The following is a 16,160-nucleotide window of genomic DNA, read 5'->3' as shown; positions in this document are numbered from 1 at the left end:
CCGCGTCCTCGGGAGCGCAGCGAGCGAATTCGTGGGGTGGGGTCACGTGGCAAGGCTATCCGGGTGGCGAGAGCCACGCTCGCGAGATAGCGGTCGCTGGGGAGGAACGGGTCGACCGGCATACTTCGAAGCAGCCCGACCCCGATCCGAAGGACCGACGTGCTCGACCGCCCCCGCGCCATCGTGCTGAGCTGGGCCGCCCTGTGCTTCGTGCTGTTCGGCCTGCTGATGCTCGCCGTGGTCGACGACGCTGCGTGGCTGGTCCGGATCGACGACCGCGGCGAGGGCTCGCAAGCCTGGGCGACCGACGTCGGCTGGCTGCACGACGTGCTCCGGGTGATCGAGGTCGTGACCGGGACGATCGCGATGACGGCGTACACGTTCGTGCTGACCCTGGTCCTGCTGAGGCGCTACCACCGCGCGGCGTTCTTCACCGTCGGCGTGATGCTCGCGACCTCTCTGACCACCACGCTGACCAAGGGGCTCGTCAACCGCGACCGGCCGCCGTGGCAGAGCGCCGAGGCGCTGCTGCACAACGGCGCCTACCCGTCGGGCCACGCCTCGTCCATCACCGCCTTGGCAGGCGTCGTGATGGTGCTCGTCGGGATGCTGGTCCGCCGCCGCAACGTGCGCCGCCTCGCGCACGCCGGGGCCGTGCTCGTCGTCGTGGTCGTCTGCCTGGACCGGGTGCTGCTCGGCCGCCACTACCCCTCCGACGTCGTCGGGGGCGTCCTGCTCGGCGCGGGGTTCGTGCTGCTCGCGATCGGCGTCTACACCCCCCTGCCGCGCAGCCATGCGGCGACGATCGAGCCGCTGCCGGAGGTGTACAGCTCCGAGAAGCGGCTCGCGGTGATCCTCAACCCGATCAAGGTCGAGGACGTCGGCCAGTTCAAGTCGATCGTGACCGCGATGGCCGTCGAGGCGGGGTGGTCCACCCCGACCTGGCAGTACACGACGGTCGAGGACCCCGGCACCGGCATGGCCGAGGCGGCGTCCGTCGGGGGCGCCGACCTGGTGCTGGTCTGCGGCGGCGACGGGACCGTCCGGGAGGTGTGCGCGGAGCTGGCCGGCACCGGCATCCCCGTCGGCATCGTCCCGGCCGGCACCGGCAACCTGCTCGCCCGCAACCTCGACATCCCGCTCTACATCCGTGCGGCGATCGACGTCGCCCTCAACGGCCAGGACCGCGCGATCGACCTGGTCGAGGTGTCCGGCGACGGCTTCGAGGACACCCACTTCATGGTGATGGCCGGCATGGGCTTCGACGCGGCGATCATGGAGGGCGTCAACGAGGACATCAAGAAGCGCATCGGCTGGGTCGCCTACGTGCTCTCGGCGCTCAAGTCGCTGATGTTCCCGGCGGTCCGTGTGGAGGTCTCCGTCGACGGGGCACCGTTCACCAGGCACCGGGCCCGCACGATCGTGGTGGGCAACGTCGGCTTCCTGCAGGCCGGCATGCCGCTGCTGCCCGACGCCGCCATCGACGACGGCGTGCTCGACGTCGTCATGCTGCACCCGCGCAGGTTCTTCTCCTGGATCCCGCTCGCCTACCGGGTGCTCGCCCGCCGCCCGCGCACGGACGAGCTGGTCAACCGGATGACCGGCCACACCATCGTCGTCCGCGCGAGCACCGACACCCCGCGCCAGCTCGACGGCGACTCCATCGGCCCGGGCAAGGAGCTGCGGATGAACTGCGTGCACGGGCGGCTGCTGGTGCGCGTGCCGCGCTGAGGACCGGTCAGCGCGGGGTCAGCAGGAAGAGCGGCAGCTCGCGGTCGGTGCGCTCGGCGTACGTCGCGTAGTTGGGCCAGCCGGCGACGGCGACCTCCCACGACTCGTCGCGTTCGGGCCCGGCGAGCTCGCGGGCGTCGACGGCGAGGGTGCGGCCGCGGTAGGTGATCGTCGGGTCCGGGGCGACACGCAGGTTGGCGACCCAGGCGGGCGGCTGCGGCGCGCCCCAGTTGGAGCCGACGATCAGCCAGCCCCCGTCGTACGGCACGGTGAGCAGCGGGGTGGTGCGCAGGACCCCCGTCCGGCGGCCCGGCACCTGCAGCACCAGCTCGTGCAGCCCGGTGGCCAGCATGATCGTCAGGCGTCCGCGCGACAGCCGCTGGAGCAGCTTGTCGGTGCCCACGATCAGCCGCGCGTAGCGCGGCAGCCACGGCTGGGCCCCGAGCCGGACGGCCAGCGACCGCAACGGGTTCATGGACGGATCGTAGGAGGACCGCTCGGTCAGCGTCGCGACACGAGGAAAGTCAGCACCGCCCCGCAGAGGCCCACCGACCACGCCGCCCCGACCTCCGTCGGCGCGGCGAGCAGGGGGATCGTGCCCAGGAGGAGGACGTCGAAGCCCCGCAGCACACTGCCGTAGAGCGAGGTGGGCACCGCCCCCATCGGCGAGGTGATCAGCGGCAGTCGGTAGTCGGGCGGCCGGCTCGACGTCCAGCGCACCGCGGCGACCGCGACCGTCACGCCGCTCGCCAGGGCCACCAGCAGGGCGTCGGTCCAGGCGCCGCCGACCGCGGCGTGCAGGGCCGGCGCCGTCGCCAGTCCCCAGAGGACCAACACCCCGGCGGGCACGCACAGACACGCCAGGCGCACGGCCGAGGCGGGCTGCGGGAAGCAGCGGAGCAGACTCGGCGTGCGCGAAAGAACCCGGAGACCCGCGAAGAGGCCGACACCGAAGACGAAGCCGGTCAGTGTCACGACCACGACGAGCACGTGCCCGATGCCGAGCGGGACGGCGACGTAGGGCAGGACGAGCGCGCCGGCCAGCAGCGCCAGCAGGGTGGCGTTGCGTCGGAGCCGGACCACTTCCCGCCACACCAGTGCGGTGGGTCCCGCCCCGCGCCCGCGCACCACCCGCACCGAGCTGTGCACGCGCCAGTGACGTGCGAGCAGGATGTCGAAGAGCAGGGTGAGGTCGAGCCCCGACAGCGCCCCGGACAGGCCCGGCAGCAGCGCACCCCCGTCGGTGAGCCGGCGCCGGGGGATCCGGGGAAGCGCGCGGAGGGCGCCGACGACCGCGACCGCCGCCGCGACCGCGACGACCGCCGCCGCGAGCGCGAGTCCGGCGGGCGCGGGGCTGTCGAGCGAGCCGGGGGCGAGCCCGGCGGCCACCGCGGCGAGCCCGGCCCAGAGCAGGACCCCGAGGGCTCGGGCGAGCACCCGGATCGTCGCGCCGGCGGTCGACTGGGCACGGGCGGCGGCGGCGACGAGCAGCACGCACAGGAGTGCCGCGAGGACCGCCGACCAGGCGACGGCGGCGACCGGGAACCCGGCGAGCAGACCACCGACGGCGGCGGGGAGCGCCCCGGCCACCGCGGCGACCGCGGCGGTGCCGAGCAGCCGGCCGCGCAGCAGTGCGACCCGGTCGAGCGGCGTGGCGAGCAGCCAGCTGCCGACGGCCGGCGCGGCGAGCACCGGGCCCAGCAGCCGGGCGACGGCCAGCACCGCGGCCACGCCCAGCAGGCCGAGCAGCCACCCGAGCGCGCCTCGCGCATCGGCGCAGTCCGTGGAGGTGCAGGCGTCGGCCGTCACGACCCGCAGGTTGATCAGCACATTGCCCGCCATCGCGCCGATCACGAGAGCGGAGAAGATCGCGACGTACGCGTCACCGATCGCCTCGACGAGACTCCTGGTGGCGCGGCCCCGCCGCCACTCCCGGATCTGGCGACGGAGCTCGCGGACCTCCGCGCTCACGCGTCGAGGTCGAGCACGTCGTCGGCGACCGCCGCGACGAGGTCGGGGTCGTGGCTGGCGAGCAGGATGCCCAGGCCGTCGGCCTTCTCCCGGCGCAGGCGCTCGACCAGCCAGCCGAGTCCGGCCCGGTCGAGGCGCGCCTCGGGCTCGTCGAGCACCAGCAGCCGGCGCGGACGCACGAACGCGCTCGCGAGCGCCAGCCGGCGGCGTTGCCCGGACGAGAGGGTTCCGGGCAGCTGGGCGGCCTGGTCGACCAACCGCACGTCCTCCAGGACGGCGTCGACGAGAGCCTCGGCGTCGTCGACGCCGTGCGCCCGGGCCAGCAGGTCGAGATGCTCGATCACGCTGAGGTCCGGGAAGAAGTCGAGGTCGTCGGTGACGATCGCCACGCTGCGCCGGACGTGCACCGAGCGCTCGTCCACGTCGATGCCGTCGAGCTCCACGGTGCCGGCACTCGCCTCCTCCGCCCCGGTGGCACAGCGCAGCAGCGTCGACTTGCCGGCGCCGTTGCGCCCCCGGAGTGCGACGGCGCTGCCGGGTGCGACGTCCAGGTCGACCCCGTCGAGGACGACGACCTCGCCGAAGGTCTTCGTCAGCCCACGCACCCGGAGCAGCGGGGCGCTCACGGCCGTGCGCGCTCGATCGCCTCGAGCTCTTCGGGTGAGAGCTGCTGCTCGCACGTCCAGCCGCTGATGTTCTTGGCGTAGGTGCGCGCGTCGCTGCGTCCGTGGATCGAGGTGAGCACGACGCCGTTGCCGGCGTCGTCGAGCAGGGCGACCGACCAGGATAGGTGGCCCCCCATGTCGTCGAACGCGTCGTAGCGGACCACGGCGAGGTGGCGCAGCGCGTCGCTGCCCTCCCGGCGGAGCGCGGCGACCTCCTGGCGCAGCCCGACGACGTCCTCGGGCAGCGCGTCGACGTCGTCGCCGGACCTCGTCGTACGGCGCGCCTGCAGCGTCAGCGCGAGTGCGGCCGCGGCCAGGGCGAGCGCGACGACGGACAGAGCCTCCACGTCTCCGACCCTAGACCGCCCGTGGGAGCATGACGCGGTGACCCGACGCATCGCCTACCAGGGCGAACCCGGCGCGAACTCCCACCAGGTGTGCATGGAGCACTATCCCGACTGGGAGGCGGTGCCGTGCGCGTCGTTCGAGGACGTCTTCGCCGCCGTCGAGGCCGGCCCCGGGAAGCAGCCCAGCGCCGACCTGGCGCTGATCCCGATCGACAACTCGATCGCCGGACGGGTGGCCGACATCCACCACTTCCTGCCCGGCTCGGGGCTGCACATCATCGCCGAGCACTTCCTGCGCATCCGCTTCTGCCTGATGGCCATGCCGGGGACGGCCATCGACCGGATCGAGACCGTCCACAGCCACGTGCACGCGCTCGGCCAGTGCCGCCGGATCATCCGCGAGCACGGGTTCAAGCCGGTCATCTCGGGTGACACGGCCGGCGCCGCGCGCGAGGTCGCGGAGTTCGGCGACCCGACGATGGCGTCGATCTCCCCGCCGCTGGCCGCGGAGATCTACGGCCTGGAGATCCTCGCCGAGGACGTCGAGGACGAGGAGCACAACACCACCCGCTTCGTCGTCCTCTCGCGCGACCTCGTCGAGGCCCCGGCCGGCAACGGGCCGGTCGTGACGAGCTTCATCTTCAACGTCAAGAACCTCCCCGCCGCGCTCTACAAGGCCCTCGGCGGCTTCGCCACCAACGGCGTCAACATGACCAAGCTCGAGAGCTACATGGTCGGCGGGGAGTTCACGGCGACGCAGTTCCTCGCGGAGGTCGACGGGCACCCCGACGACCTCGGGGTGAGGCGCGCGCTCGACGAGCTCGCCTTCTTCACCACCGACGTGAAGATCCTGGGTGTCTACCCCGCCGACCCGTTCCGCGACCGCGACGTCAGGTCGCCATCAGGCTGAACGCGCCGCCCTGGGGGTCGGCGAGCACCGCCATCCGGCCGACACCCGGGACGTCGAACGCCGGGGCGAGCACGGTGCCGCCGAGGCCGACGGCCCTCTCGACCGTCGCATCGACGTCGCCCACGTCGAAGTAGACGTTCCAGTGCGGTGGGACACCCTCCATCGGTGGCACCATCGCGCCGCCCACCGGGCGGCCGTCGACGACCAGGCAGGTGTACGCCCCGCCGTCCTCCATCGACTGCTTCTCCCACGTGACCCCGAGGACGTCGCTGTAGAACCTGGTGGCCGCGGGGACGTCGGGCGTCACCACCTCGTTCCAGACCGGCGTGCCGGGCTCGTTGGCCCGCTCGGTGCCGATCGACGTGCCGGGCTGCCACAGGTTGACCCGGGCACCGGTCGGGTCGGCGATCGCGGACATCCGGCCCATGTCCATCACGTCGAACGGCTCGGCGTCGACGCGTCCGCCGGCGCCGGCCACCCGCGCCGTCACCGCGTCCACGTCGTCGACGGTGAGGTAGACGCACCAGAACGCCGGGTGGTCCTCCAGCCCCGGCATCGGCCAGCTGATGCCCGCGACCGCGTCGCCCTCCTTGCGCACCGCGACGTAGTAGTCGTCCTCCCCCATCGGGACGTCCTCCAGCTCCCACCCGAACAGGGGACCGTAGAACTCCTTCGCGGCGGCCTGGTCGGGCGTGACGAGCTCGACGTAGCTCGGCGTCCCCTGGGCGTACTTCTCGAACTTCGGCATCTTCCCGCTCCTCGCTCGTGCGACCCCACCCGTCAGCCAACACCCGGCCACCGACGCTGGCAACGGCCGAGTAGGTTCCTCTCGTGGACCGCAGCGCCGACCCAGGGGACCCCCGCATCGCCGACCTCGGCTTCGCACGCGTCGACGTCGACCGCGCGGCGCGGACCGGTGACCCCGAGGTCGTGTACGGCGCGGGCAAGTCCCCCGACCAGGTCGTCGCGATCCTGGGGACCCTGCACGAGCGGCATCCGGACCGCGCGATCCTCGCGACCCGGCTGAGCGACGAGACGCTCGAGGTCCTCGCCCACGCGCTCCCCGACGCCGAGGTCGACCTGGTGGCCCGCGCCGCCACGCTCGGCCCGCTCCCGGTCGCGCACGGCACGGTCGCCGTGGTCAGCGCCGGCACCTCCGACGCGCCCGTCGCGGCCGAGGCCGCCCTCAGCGTCGCGGTCCACGGCGCCGGGGTCGACCGCATCGACGACGTCGGCGTCGCCGGCCTCCACCGGCTGCTCGCCGTGCGCGACCGCCTGGAGGCGGCCGACTGCCTGGTGGTGGTCGCCGGCATGGAGGGTGCGCTGCCGTCGGTGGTCGGCGGGCTGACCGGCGTACCGATCGTCGCCGTCCCCACCAGCGTCGGCTACGGCTCCTCGCTCGGCGGGGTCGCCGCGCTGCTCGCGATGCTCAACTCCTGCGCCCCCGGGATCGCGGTCGTCAACATCGACAACGGGTACGGCGCCGGCGTGCACGCGGCGCGCGTCGCCCGGCAGAGCGTGCCCCGATGAGCACCCGGGCCCCGGGCGACGCCGAGGCGGCCCGGTGAGGACCCCATGACCACCGTCTGGATCGACGCGTCCGCGGGCGCGAGCGGCGACATGCTGCTCGGCGCCCTGGTCGGCGCCGGGGTGCCGGTCGAGGTGCTCCAGCACGCCGTCGACGCCGTCGCGCCCGAGCCCGTGGCGCTCCGCGTCGAGGAGGTACGCCGGGCCGGACTCGCCGCGACCCGCGTGCACGTCGACGTCACCGACTCCTCGGTCCACCGCACCTGGCACCACATCCGCGAGCTGCTCGGCCACGGCAGCCTCGACGCGCCCGTGCGGGACCTCGCCCTCGCCGCGTTCGAGCGGCTCGCGGTCGCCGAGGCGACCGTGCACGGCGCGACCCCCGACCAGGTGCACTTCCACGAGGTGGGCGCGCTCGACGCGATCGCCGACGTCGTGGGCGTGGCCGCGGGGTTCGTGCACGTCGGCGCCACTGCGGTCACCGTCTCCCCGGTCGCGGTCGGCTCCGGCACCGTCGAGACCTCCCACGGCGTCCTGCCGGTCCCGCCGCCCGCCGTGGCGGAGCTGCTGCGCGGCGTGCCGACGTACGCCGGCGCCGTGGCGATGGAGCGCTGCACCCCGACCGGTGCCGCGCTGCTCACGACGCTCGCCACGGCGTACGCGCCGCAGCCGCCGATGGTCGTCGAGCGGATCGGCGTCGGCGCGGGCGGGCGCGACCCCGAGGGGCACGCCAACGTGGTCCGGATCTTCGTCGGTGGTCCTGGGACGGGACTTCGTCCCTCCTCGGCCGCCGAGGCGCCGCTGCTGCTCGAGTGCAACGTCGACGACCTCGACCCGCGGGTCTGGCCGTCGGTGCTCGCCGCGCTGCTCGAGACCGGCGCCTCCGACGCCTGGCTGACGCCGATCCTGATGAAGAAGGGCCGGCCCGCCCACACGCTCAGCGCCCTCGTCGACCACGAGCGCGCCGCGGCGGTGCGGGCCGAGATCTTCCGGCAGACGACCACGATCGGGCTGCGCGAGCAGCCGCTCAGCAAGCACGCGCTCGACCGCGAGATGCTCTCGATCCGCGTGGGCGGCGAGGCCATCGCCGTGAAGGTGGCGCGACACCACGGCCTCGTGGTCAACGCACAGCCGGAGTACGACGACGTCGCCCGCGCCGCCGCGGCCCTCGGCCGCCCCGTCAACGACGTGCTCACCGAGGCGCAGCACCTGTGTCGTGCGTTCCTCGACCACACCGTCACCACCTCGACAGGAGACTGATGGACCCGGTCGTCATCGGCCTGACCTTCCTCGCGATCTTCGTCGTCGAGCTGCCGGACAAGACGTTCCTGGCGACGCTCGTGCTCGCGACGAAGTACCGGCCCGTCCTCGTCTGGATCGGGGTCGGCCTCGCCTTCGCCGTGCAGACGACGGTCGCGGTGCTGCTGGGACACGCGGTCTCGTTCCTGCCCGAGGACGTCGTGCGGGCCGCGGCGGGGCTGATGTTCCTGGCCGGCGCGTTCATCCTCATCCGGGAGGGCCGCAGCCACCAGGCCAACGAGGGCAGCGAGATCGAGACCAGGGACGTGCACGGCCTCCAGGCGGTGGTCGCGAGCTTCCTGGTCCTCTTCGCGGCCGAGTGGGGCGACCTCTCCCAGCTGCTGACGATCTCGCTGGTCGCGAAGTACGAGGAGCCCGTCGCGGTGTTCGTGGGCGCACTCGGTGCGCTGCTGGTCGTGAGCGGGCTGGCGGTGGTCGCCGGCCGGCAGCTCCAGCGGTTCGTGAAGCTGCACGTCCTGCACTACGTCGGCGCGGGGGTCTGCCTGCTGCTGGCGGCGCTCACCGCGTACGAGCTCCTGACCTAGAGTCGGGGCCATGACCACACATGGCGCCGACAGCGAGGTCGGTCGTCTCCGCACCGTCCTGCTCCACCGGCCCGGCAACGAGCTGCGGCGGCTGACGCCCCGCAACAACGACCGGCTGCTCTTCGACGGGATCCCCTGGGTGGCCCGCGCCCAGGAGGAGCACGACGCGTTCGCGGAGGCGCTGCGCGGCCACGGGGTCGAGGTGCTCTACCTGACCGACCTGCTCACCGAGGCCCTCGCGAACGACGCGGCCCGCGAGAGCGCGATCACGACCGCGCTCGCGGGGCTGCACCTCGGCGACACGCTGCGCGACCACCTCGCGGGATTCCTGGGCCGGGCGTCGCCGGGGGAGCTCACCGGCTACCTGACGGCGGGCATCCGGAACGACGAGGTGCGCGGCGGGTTCGGGCTGGTGACCTCGCTGCTCGCGCACGACGACTTCCTCGTCGACCCGCTGCCCAACCTGCTCTTCACGCGGGACTCCTCGGTGTGGGTGCACGACCGGGCGGCGGTGACGTCGCTGGCGATGCCGGCGCGCGCGAGGGAGACCCAGCTGACCGAGCTGATCTACACCGAGCACCCGCGCTTCCGCGGCACGAGCACCATCCACGGCTGGCGCAACGAGCACGTCGAGGGCGGCGACGTCCTGCTGCTGGCGCCCGGCGTGATCGCGGTCGGCGTCGGCGAGCGCACCACGCCGGCGGGTGTGGAGCGCTTCGCCCGGCAGGTGTTCGCGGACGACCTGGCGCACACGGTGCTCGCCGTACCCATCACCCAGGAGCGCGCCACGATGCACCTCGACACGGTGTGCACGATGGTCGACGTCGACAAGATCGTGATGTACCCCAACGTCGCCGACTCGCTGCAGGCGTACGCCGTGACGGCCGGCGGGGAGCCCGGCGCGCTCGACGTCGCCGGCGCCGAACCGTTCCTGGTCGCGGCCGCGAAGGCGATGGGCATCGACACGCTCCACCAGATCGACACCGGTCTCGACCCGGTCACCGCCGAGCGGGAGCAGTGGGACGACGGCAACAACACGCTGGCGATCGCACCTCGGGTCGCCGTGGCCTACGAGCGCAACGTCGAGACCAACGCGCGGCTCGAGGCGGCCGGCATCGAGGTCGTGCGCATCGCCGGCTCCGAGCTCGGCTCGGGTCGGGGCGGACCCCGCTGCATGAGCTGCCCGGTGGCCCGGGAGCCGCTGCCGACCGACTGACCGACCGGAACGGAATCCTGGGTCGCGCGTTGTGCAGGGTAGCCCTCCCGCGCACCGGGCCGGGAGGATCGACCCGAAAGGCGGGCATCGATCGATGGCCGACTCCTTCTTCGACCGCTTCAGCCCGCGGGAGATCGCGCAGATCTGCGCAGTCGGCACCCACGTGCACGTGCCGGAGGGGTGGTCGCCGATCTGGCAGGAGACCCCCGCCGACAAGGCCTACGTCATCCTGGACGGCGCGGCCGCCGTACGCCGCAACGGCCACGAGGTCGCCCGGCTCGGCCCCGGTGACGTCGTGGGCGAGACCGCGCTGGTCAAGCACTCGCTGCGCACGGCGTCCATCGTCGCGCTGACCGGGCTCGACATGGTGCACTTCACGGGCGGGGAGATCGAGCAGCTCGCCGAGGAGATGCCGGCCTTCGGCGAGGCGCTGGGCGAGATCGCCGACGAGCGCTTCCCGGACTAGCTCGGTCGGGAGATGGCAGGCCCGGTCGTCGGCGACGGGGGATGCGCCAACGACCGGGCTCGGTGAGCCTACGCGGCCCGCCGCAGCCTTCCCAACCCGGGGGTAACAAAACCCGGGCTACCGGAGCGTGACCTGTCGGTTGGCCAGTCCCGACCTGGCGGCCCGCTCCTCGGCGGTGAGCTCGGCGGCGTCCTCGAGCGCCGCGGCGAGATCGGCGGCGAACCGCTCCGCGGGCTCCTCCAGCGCCTCGGGCCCCGTGCCGACGGGCAGGTCCCACACCGGCGCCAGCAGGCCGTGGGTGCGGAACATGCCGACGAAGCGCGAGTCGTCGACCAGCACGTCCTTGCCGGCGGTGTGCAGGCGCGCGAGCGCGTCGAGCAGCCGGTCCTCGGGCTCGGGCATCACCCAGCGCAGGTGCTCCTTGGTGCCGACGTTCGTCCAGTACGCCGCCTCGACGCTCGTCAGCCGCGCGGTCGGGTTGGCCGAGGCGTTGGCCTGCTCGAGCGCGGCGGCCGCGGCGGCCCGCTCCTCGCCGTCGACGTCGGAGAACCAGAAGTCGAAGCCCTCGTGCACCTCGATCGTCAGCGGGCCGTCGTCGACGAGGTCCTGGAGCCGCGCCCCCGGTCCCGGCGGGTCGGTGAGGCCCACGACGCCGGCGCCCTCCTCCAGCGCGCCCTCCAGGGCCGCCTCCAGCACGGCTCCGAGGTCGCGTGCGGGGTCCCCGAACTGGTGCTGCACCTGCAGCCCCAGCCAGATCTCGCCGCTGTCGCGCACCATCGCCGGGGCGGCCATGGGCAGCAGCGTGCAGAGCCTCACCACCCGCTGGGGGTCGGCCCGCAGCGTCAGCCGCGCGGTCGCGGCGGGCACCAGCTCGCGCATCGCGACGATGTCGCACTCCGAGGCCAGGCCCTCGAACGGGCGCGCGACGTAGACGTCGGCGCCGCCGGGAGCGCCGTGGCAGGCCTTGTAGCGCTTGCCCGAGCCACAGGGGCAGGGCTGGCGGGGGCCGACCTCCCCGGGCGCGGTCGTCTGGGGGCGTGACTTGGTGCGGGACTTCTTGGCCATGCCCATGAACCTAGCCTTCGCCCGCCTCCCGCCGGTCGAGCAGGTCGAGCACGAACGCCGGGCGGTCGGTGATCACCGCCCGCACGCCGAGCTCGAGGCACAGGTCCAGCTGGGCCTCGGTGTTGACGGTCCACACGTGCAGGTCGTGGCCCGCAGCGGTGATGCGTCGGCCGAGCCCCGGGTGCGCGGTCAGCTCCGCGATGCCCGGCCCGACCAGCCAGTCGCGACCCACGAGCCGCCGCAGCAGCGACCAGTTGCGCGCGTGCTCGACGAGCATCACCAGCCGCAGGTCGGGGGCCAGCCGCTGCACGCGCTGCAGCGCGGTCCACGAGAAGCTCATGACGCGCACCGGCGACCCCGCCCGGTCCCAGCCGAAGTGGCGGAGCTGCTCGACGAGGCGGCGCTCGACCAGGCCGCCGTACCGCGTCGGGTGCTTGGTCTCGATCGCGATCTCCACCGGCCGCTCGTAGTCGGCGACGGTCTCGAGCAGCATGCGCAACGTGAGCACCCGGTCGAGCCGCTCGTCGGGGTCCGGCGCCTCGTCGTCGAGGTCGGCCCAGGGGTTCTTCCAGGAGTGGAAGTCGAGCGCGTCGAGCTCGGCGAGCTCGCTGTTGGAGACCAGGGCGCGGCTGGCCGACGTACGCCGCAGGTCGCGGTCGTGCACGCAGACGAGGTGTCCGTCGGCGGTGAGCCGCACGTCGCACTCGAGCGCCTCCGCACCGGCGTCGAGGGCCGCGACGTAGGCGCGCAGCGTGTGCTCGGCGTTGTCGTGGCTCGCGCCGCGGTGGGCGACGACCTCGGGTCTCACGACGCTCATTCTTCCGCCTGGTCACCGACTCCTGAGGAACCTGCCGAAGTGCGGCACGGTGAACGCCACGCTCCCCCGCTCGGCGGCGTAGACGAGGCCCTTCTTGATCAGCCCGTCGCGCGCCGGCGAGAGGGACTGGGGCTTGCGGCCCAGGTGTCCGGCGATGTCGGCCGTCGCGACCGCGGCGTCACCGTGCTCGGCGCCGAGGTCGGCCATCGCGGACATGTAGTCGCGCTCGGCCGGAGTGGCCCGGTCGAAGCGCGCGCCGAAGAACCCGACGGCGAGCTCGGCCTCCGCCTCCGGTGCGGCGGCGTGCACGTCGGCGGCGCGGATCGGCGAGCCGACGGCGGCGTCCCACGTCACCTTGCCGTAGGCCTGCACGAAGTAGGGGTAGCCGTCGGTGAGCCGGTAGAGCTCGTCGAGCGCCCCTTGCTCGAAGTCCGCCCCCTCGGTGGCCGCCGGCACCCGCCAGGCGCGGTCGGCCATCTCGCGCGGGAGCCGGTCGACCGCGACGTAGCGGAAGAGGCGCTCGGCGTACGACTTGGACGCGGCGAGCGCGACCGGGAGGTGCGGCAGGCCGGCGCCGACCACGATGAGCGGCGCGCCCTGCTGGCTGATCTCGTGGCAGGCGCCGCACAGCGCGGCGAGCTCCGGGGTGGCGACGTCCTGCATCTCGTCGACGAAGAGCGCGAGGCCGACGCCGAGGTCGCCCGCCAGGGTCGCGACGTCGGTGAGCAGCTCGACCAGGTCGAGCTCGAGGTCGCCCGAGTCCGCGCGCCCCTTGGCCGCGGTGACGTCGACGGGCGGGGTCCAGCGCGCTCCTCCCCTCGAGGCGGCACGGCGGTCGTCCACCGTGGTCCTCAGCGCGAAGCTCTTGACGACGCCGGCCACCGCGTCGACCCGGTCGGGGTCGCGGTGCCGGTGGGCGACCTCGCGCACCGCGGCGTGCACCGCCTGCGCGACCGGGATCCGGATGCTCTGGTCGGGGCGCGCCTCGATCTTGCCGGTCCCCCACGCCCGGCGTACCGCCTGGCCGCGCAGCGCGTTGAGCAGCACGGTCTTGCCCACGCCGCGGAGCCCGGAGAGCACCATGCTGCGCTCGGGCCGCCCCGCCGCGACCCGCTCCAGGGTCACCTCGAACTGCTCGAGCTCCCGGTCGCGCCCCGCCAGCTCGGGCGGTCGCTGGCCGGCGCCGGGCGCGTACGGGTTCCGGACCGGGTCCACGCTCGCACGATATCCGGCGGTCTAGCAGATTCGTTAGATTTCCGGCCTCGTCGACGCGGCGCCAGCTGTAACGCGGTGTGGTGGGATCTGGTCCCCCGTCATAACGGGGCGGAAGATCCCACAAACCACCGTTACATCGGCCGGGCCACCACGGAGGCGCGGCTCAGGCGGACGCGGCCGCCCCGGGCTCGACCTCGCCCAGGCGGCCGCGGGCGTCGTCGTAGGAGCGCACCAGGCCGGCGCGCAGCAGCTCGATCAGGGCCGGCACCTCGTCGATCGCCAGCCGGAAGGAGCCGGCGCACACGTTGTCGCGCCACAACGAGAGCACGACCAGGCCGGACTCGTGGTGCCAGCTGACCCGGAGCGCGCGCTCGGCCCCGCGGGCGTCGAGGTAGATCGACCCCAGCTCCGGGAGCGGGCGGACGGTGGCCACGCCTCCATGATGCTCCTCGGCACCTGAGGCTGTCACCGGTTCCCCCGGCTCCCTAGACTCGGCTCGTGCCCGAGCTGCCCGAGGTGGAAGCGCTGGCCCTCGACCTGCGGGGCCGGCTCGACGGCCACGCGATCGCGAAGATCCACGTGGCGCAGTTCAGCGCGCTCAAGACGTTCGACCCGCCGCTCTCCGCGCTCGAGGGCACGCTGGTCGACGACGTCACCCGCCACGGCAAGTTCCTCGACATGGAGGCATCCGGCCTCCACCTCGTGCTCCACCTCGCCCGCGCCGGCTGGGTGCGCTGGCGCGACGAGGTGCCGACGATCCCGCCCAAGCCCAGCACCAAGTCCACCCTCGCCGTGCGGGTGGTGCTCGACGACGACTCCGGGCTCGACATCACCGAGGCGGGCACGCGCAAGAGCCTGGCGGCGTACGCCGTCCGCGACCCCCAGGACGTGCCCGGCATCGCCAGCCTCGGGCCCGACCCGCTGACCGACGACTTCACGATCGACCGATTGAAGGAGATCCTGAAGAAGGAGGGCGGCAAGCAGCTCAAGGGGGTGCTGCGGCACCAGGGCACGATCGCCGGCATCGGCAACGCCTACTCCGACGAGATCCTGCACGCCGCGCGGATGTCGCCGTTCAAGCCCGCGGGCCACCTCACCACCGACGAGATCCAGGTCCTGTACGACGCCCTGCGCACCACGCTCGGCGACGCCGTCGACCGGTCCCGCGGCCTGGCGGCGAGTGAGCTGAAGGGCGAGAAGAAGTCCCACCTCGCGGTCCACGGCCGCACCGGCAAGCAGTGCCCGGTCTGCGGCGACACCGTCCGCGAGGTGTCGTTCGCGGACTCCAGCCTGCAGTACTGCCCCACCTGCCAGACCGGCGGCAAGCCGCTGGCCGACCGAAGGATGAGCAAGCTACTCAAATGATTCCCACCGTCTCGATCGACAACGTGCCCGATCCGCTGCCCGAGGGGCTGGTCGTCCTCGACGTCCGCGAGCCCGTCGAGTGGGACTACGGGCACATCGAGGGCGCGGTCCACATCCCGATGTCGCTGCTCCCGGTGCGTCTCGACGAGCTGCCGGCGGGCCAGACGCTGGTGGTGTGCAAGATCGGCGGCCGCTCCGCGCAGGCCGTGGCGTGGCTCCAGCAGCAGGGCTACGACGCGGTCAACCTGGCGGGCGGCATGCTCGACTGGGAGGCCGCCGGGCGGCCGATGGTCAGCGAGACCGGCCAGGAGCCGCAGGTGGTCTGACCCTCACTGCCACCGGGCCGGCAGCGGCAGCTGCAGCGCGCGCGTCAGTCGCCAAAGGTACGCCGCCCGGCCGATCTCGACCACGCCGAGCGACGCCAGGTGCGGGGTCACCCACTGCACGTCGAGGAGGCGCACCTCCGCGTCCGCGCCCCCCAGCAGGTCGACCAGCCCGACGAGCGCGACCTTCGACGCGTCCCGCTCGCGGTGGAACATCGACTCACCGGCGAAGAGGCCGCCGATCGCGACGCCGTACAGCCCGCCGGCGAGTCGGCCGTCGCGCCATGCCTCGACCGAGTGCGCCCAGCCGAGCTCGTGCAGGCGCAGGTACGCCGCCCGGACCTCCGCGTCGATCCAGCCCTGCGGCCGCTCGGGGTCGGCGCAGGCGTCGACGACCTCGGCGAACGCCGAGTCGACGCGGATCTCGAAGCCGCGGCACGAGCGCCGCAGCGACCGCGACACCACCAGCCCCTCCAGCGGCAGCACCCCGCGGCGCACCGGGCTGAACCAGTACATGGGGTCCCCCGGCGTACCCGACGGCATCGGGAAGAGCCCGCGTCGGTAGGCCGCGAGCAGCGTGCCGGGCTCGAGGTCGGCGCCGATGCCCACCAGGTCGTCGAGCGGGTCGTACGCGGCCGGATCGCCGAAGGACCAGCGCGACGGCGGTGGCTCGACAGGTGGCACACCGGCACGGTAGC

The 16,160-nt window shown here is 73.5% G+C and carries 19 protein-coding genes; 9 read left to right on the top strand and 10 right to left on the bottom strand.

What is annotated here, in order from left to right; translation table 11 throughout:
* Positions 1–159 precede the first annotated feature (159 nt).
* Positions 160–1,731: a diacylglycerol kinase family protein gene (locus PZ894_RS13715; protein WP_275745570.1), complete on the top strand. Its 1,572-nt coding sequence runs from the start codon at positions 160–162 to the stop codon at positions 1,729–1,731.
* A gap of 7 nt (positions 1,732–1,738) precedes the next feature.
* On the opposite strand, the gene PZ894_RS13710 is transcribed toward PZ894_RS13715, so the two are convergent.
* Genes PZ894_RS13710 through PZ894_RS13695 form a run of 4 tightly spaced genes read right to left on the bottom strand, consistent with a single transcriptional unit; the run spans position 1,739 to position 4,714 of the window.
* Positions 1,739–2,206, bottom strand: a complete 468-nt coding sequence (locus PZ894_RS13710; RefSeq protein WP_275745568.1) for a nitroreductase family deazaflavin-dependent oxidoreductase — start codon at positions 2,204–2,206, stop codon at positions 1,739–1,741.
* Between the two features lie 26 nt (positions 2,207–2,232).
* Positions 2,233–3,702 (bottom strand): DUF6297 family protein, encoded by a 1,470-nt coding sequence (locus PZ894_RS13705; RefSeq protein ID WP_275745567.1) that lies wholly within the window; start codon positions 3,700–3,702, stop codon positions 2,233–2,235.
* Positions 3,699–4,328: an ABC transporter ATP-binding protein gene (locus tag PZ894_RS13700; protein ID WP_275745565.1), complete on the bottom strand. Its 630-nt coding sequence runs from the start codon at positions 4,326–4,328 to the stop codon at positions 3,699–3,701. The genes PZ894_RS13705 and PZ894_RS13700 overlap by 4 nt, the downstream gene beginning before the upstream one ends.
* Positions 4,325–4,714 (bottom strand): DUF4446 family protein, encoded by a 390-nt coding sequence (locus PZ894_RS13695; RefSeq protein ID WP_275745564.1) that lies wholly within the window; start codon positions 4,712–4,714, stop codon positions 4,325–4,327. The genes PZ894_RS13700 and PZ894_RS13695 overlap by 4 nt, the downstream gene beginning before the upstream one ends.
* Before the next feature lie 37 nt (positions 4,715–4,751).
* Here PZ894_RS13695 and PZ894_RS13690 point away from each other — a divergent pair, with 37 nt between their 5' ends.
* Entirely contained in the window at positions 4,752–5,624 is an 873-nt protein-coding gene (locus PZ894_RS13690; protein WP_275745563.1) for a prephenate dehydratase, read from the top strand.
* Here PZ894_RS13690 and PZ894_RS13685 read toward each other — a convergent pair.
* The gene (locus PZ894_RS13685) at positions 5,605–6,372 is read right to left on the bottom strand and encodes a VOC family protein (RefSeq protein WP_275745561.1); all 768 of its coding nucleotides are present in this window, start codon (positions 6,370–6,372) and stop codon (positions 5,605–5,607) included. The two genes, PZ894_RS13690 and PZ894_RS13685, sit on opposite strands and share 20 nt — an antisense overlap.
* An 83-nt stretch (positions 6,373–6,455) precedes the next feature.
* On the opposite strand from PZ894_RS13685, the gene larB reads away from it, so the two are divergent.
* The 5 genes from larB to PZ894_RS13660 all read left to right on the top strand — a co-directional run bounded on the left by larB (position 6,456) and on the right by PZ894_RS13660 (position 10,677).
* A complete protein-coding gene (gene larB / locus PZ894_RS13680; RefSeq protein WP_275745559.1) occupies positions 6,456–7,154 on the top strand; it encodes a nickel pincer cofactor biosynthesis protein LarB in 699 nt (232 codons plus the stop codon).
* A gap of 45 nt (positions 7,155–7,199) precedes the next feature.
* Positions 7,200–8,411, top strand: coding sequence for a nickel pincer cofactor biosynthesis protein LarC (gene larC, locus PZ894_RS13675; RefSeq protein WP_275745558.1), 1,212 nt, complete (start codon positions 7,200–7,202; stop codon positions 8,409–8,411).
* Positions 8,411–8,995: a TMEM165/GDT1 family protein gene (locus PZ894_RS13670; RefSeq protein WP_275745557.1), complete on the top strand. Its 585-nt coding sequence runs from the start codon at positions 8,411–8,413 to the stop codon at positions 8,993–8,995. The genes larC and PZ894_RS13670 overlap by 1 nt, the downstream gene beginning before the upstream one ends.
* Before the next feature lie 10 nt (positions 8,996–9,005).
* A complete protein-coding gene (locus tag PZ894_RS13665) occupies positions 9,006–10,211 on the top strand; it encodes an arginine deiminase (protein WP_275745556.1) in 1,206 nt (401 codons plus the stop codon).
* Between the two features lie 94 nt (positions 10,212–10,305).
* Positions 10,306–10,677: a cyclic nucleotide-binding domain-containing protein gene (locus PZ894_RS13660; protein WP_275745555.1), complete on the top strand. Its 372-nt coding sequence runs from the start codon at positions 10,306–10,308 to the stop codon at positions 10,675–10,677.
* A 117-nt stretch (positions 10,678–10,794) separates the two neighbouring features.
* On the opposite strand, the gene PZ894_RS13655 is transcribed toward PZ894_RS13660, so the two are convergent.
* The 4 genes from PZ894_RS13655 to PZ894_RS13640 all read right to left on the bottom strand — a co-directional run bounded on the left by PZ894_RS13655 (position 10,795) and on the right by PZ894_RS13640 (position 14,207).
* Positions 10,795–11,742 carry a DUF5926 family protein gene (locus tag PZ894_RS13655; RefSeq protein ID WP_275745553.1) on the bottom strand — a complete coding sequence of 316 codons (948 nt, stop codon included), beginning with the start codon at positions 11,740–11,742 and terminating at the stop codon, positions 10,795–10,797.
* Between the two features lie 10 nt (positions 11,743–11,752).
* Positions 11,753–12,559, bottom strand: coding sequence for a glycerophosphodiester phosphodiesterase family protein (locus PZ894_RS13650; protein WP_275745551.1), 807 nt, complete (start codon positions 12,557–12,559; stop codon positions 11,753–11,755).
* Between the two features lie 12 nt (positions 12,560–12,571).
* Positions 12,572–13,774, bottom strand: coding sequence for an ATP-binding protein (locus tag PZ894_RS13645; protein WP_275745550.1), 1,203 nt, complete (start codon positions 13,772–13,774; stop codon positions 12,572–12,574).
* A gap of 163 nt (positions 13,775–13,937) precedes the next feature.
* A complete protein-coding gene (locus PZ894_RS13640; protein ID WP_275745549.1) occupies positions 13,938–14,207 on the bottom strand; it encodes a hypothetical protein in 270 nt (89 codons plus the stop codon).
* Positions 14,208–14,272: 65 nt separating this feature from the next.
* On the opposite strand from PZ894_RS13640, the gene PZ894_RS13635 reads away from it, so the two are divergent.
* Together PZ894_RS13635 and PZ894_RS13630 are read left to right on the top strand one after the other, a co-directional pair.
* Positions 14,273–15,139 carry a DNA-formamidopyrimidine glycosylase family protein gene (locus tag PZ894_RS13635; RefSeq protein ID WP_275745548.1) on the top strand — a complete coding sequence of 289 codons (867 nt, stop codon included), beginning with the start codon at positions 14,273–14,275 and terminating at the stop codon, positions 15,137–15,139.
* The gene (locus PZ894_RS13630; RefSeq protein ID WP_275745547.1) at positions 15,136–15,465 is read left to right on the top strand and encodes a rhodanese-like domain-containing protein; all 330 of its coding nucleotides are present in this window, start codon (positions 15,136–15,138) and stop codon (positions 15,463–15,465) included. Before PZ894_RS13635 ends, PZ894_RS13630 begins: the two co-directional genes overlap by 4 nt.
* Positions 15,466–15,468: 3 nt before the next feature.
* On the opposite strand, the gene aat is transcribed toward PZ894_RS13630, so the two are convergent.
* Positions 15,469–16,146, bottom strand: a complete 678-nt coding sequence (aat, locus tag PZ894_RS13625) for a leucyl/phenylalanyl-tRNA--protein transferase (RefSeq protein WP_345799153.1) — start codon at positions 16,144–16,146, stop codon at positions 15,469–15,471.
* Positions 16,147–16,160 lie beyond the last annotated feature (14 nt).

Source organism: Nocardioides sp. YIM 152315 (genome assembly GCF_029210375.1).
Taxonomy (GTDB): Bacteria; Actinomycetota; Actinomycetes; order Propionibacteriales; family Nocardioidaceae; genus Nocardioides.
This window is presented reverse-complemented; position numbering and strand designations above follow the sequence as displayed.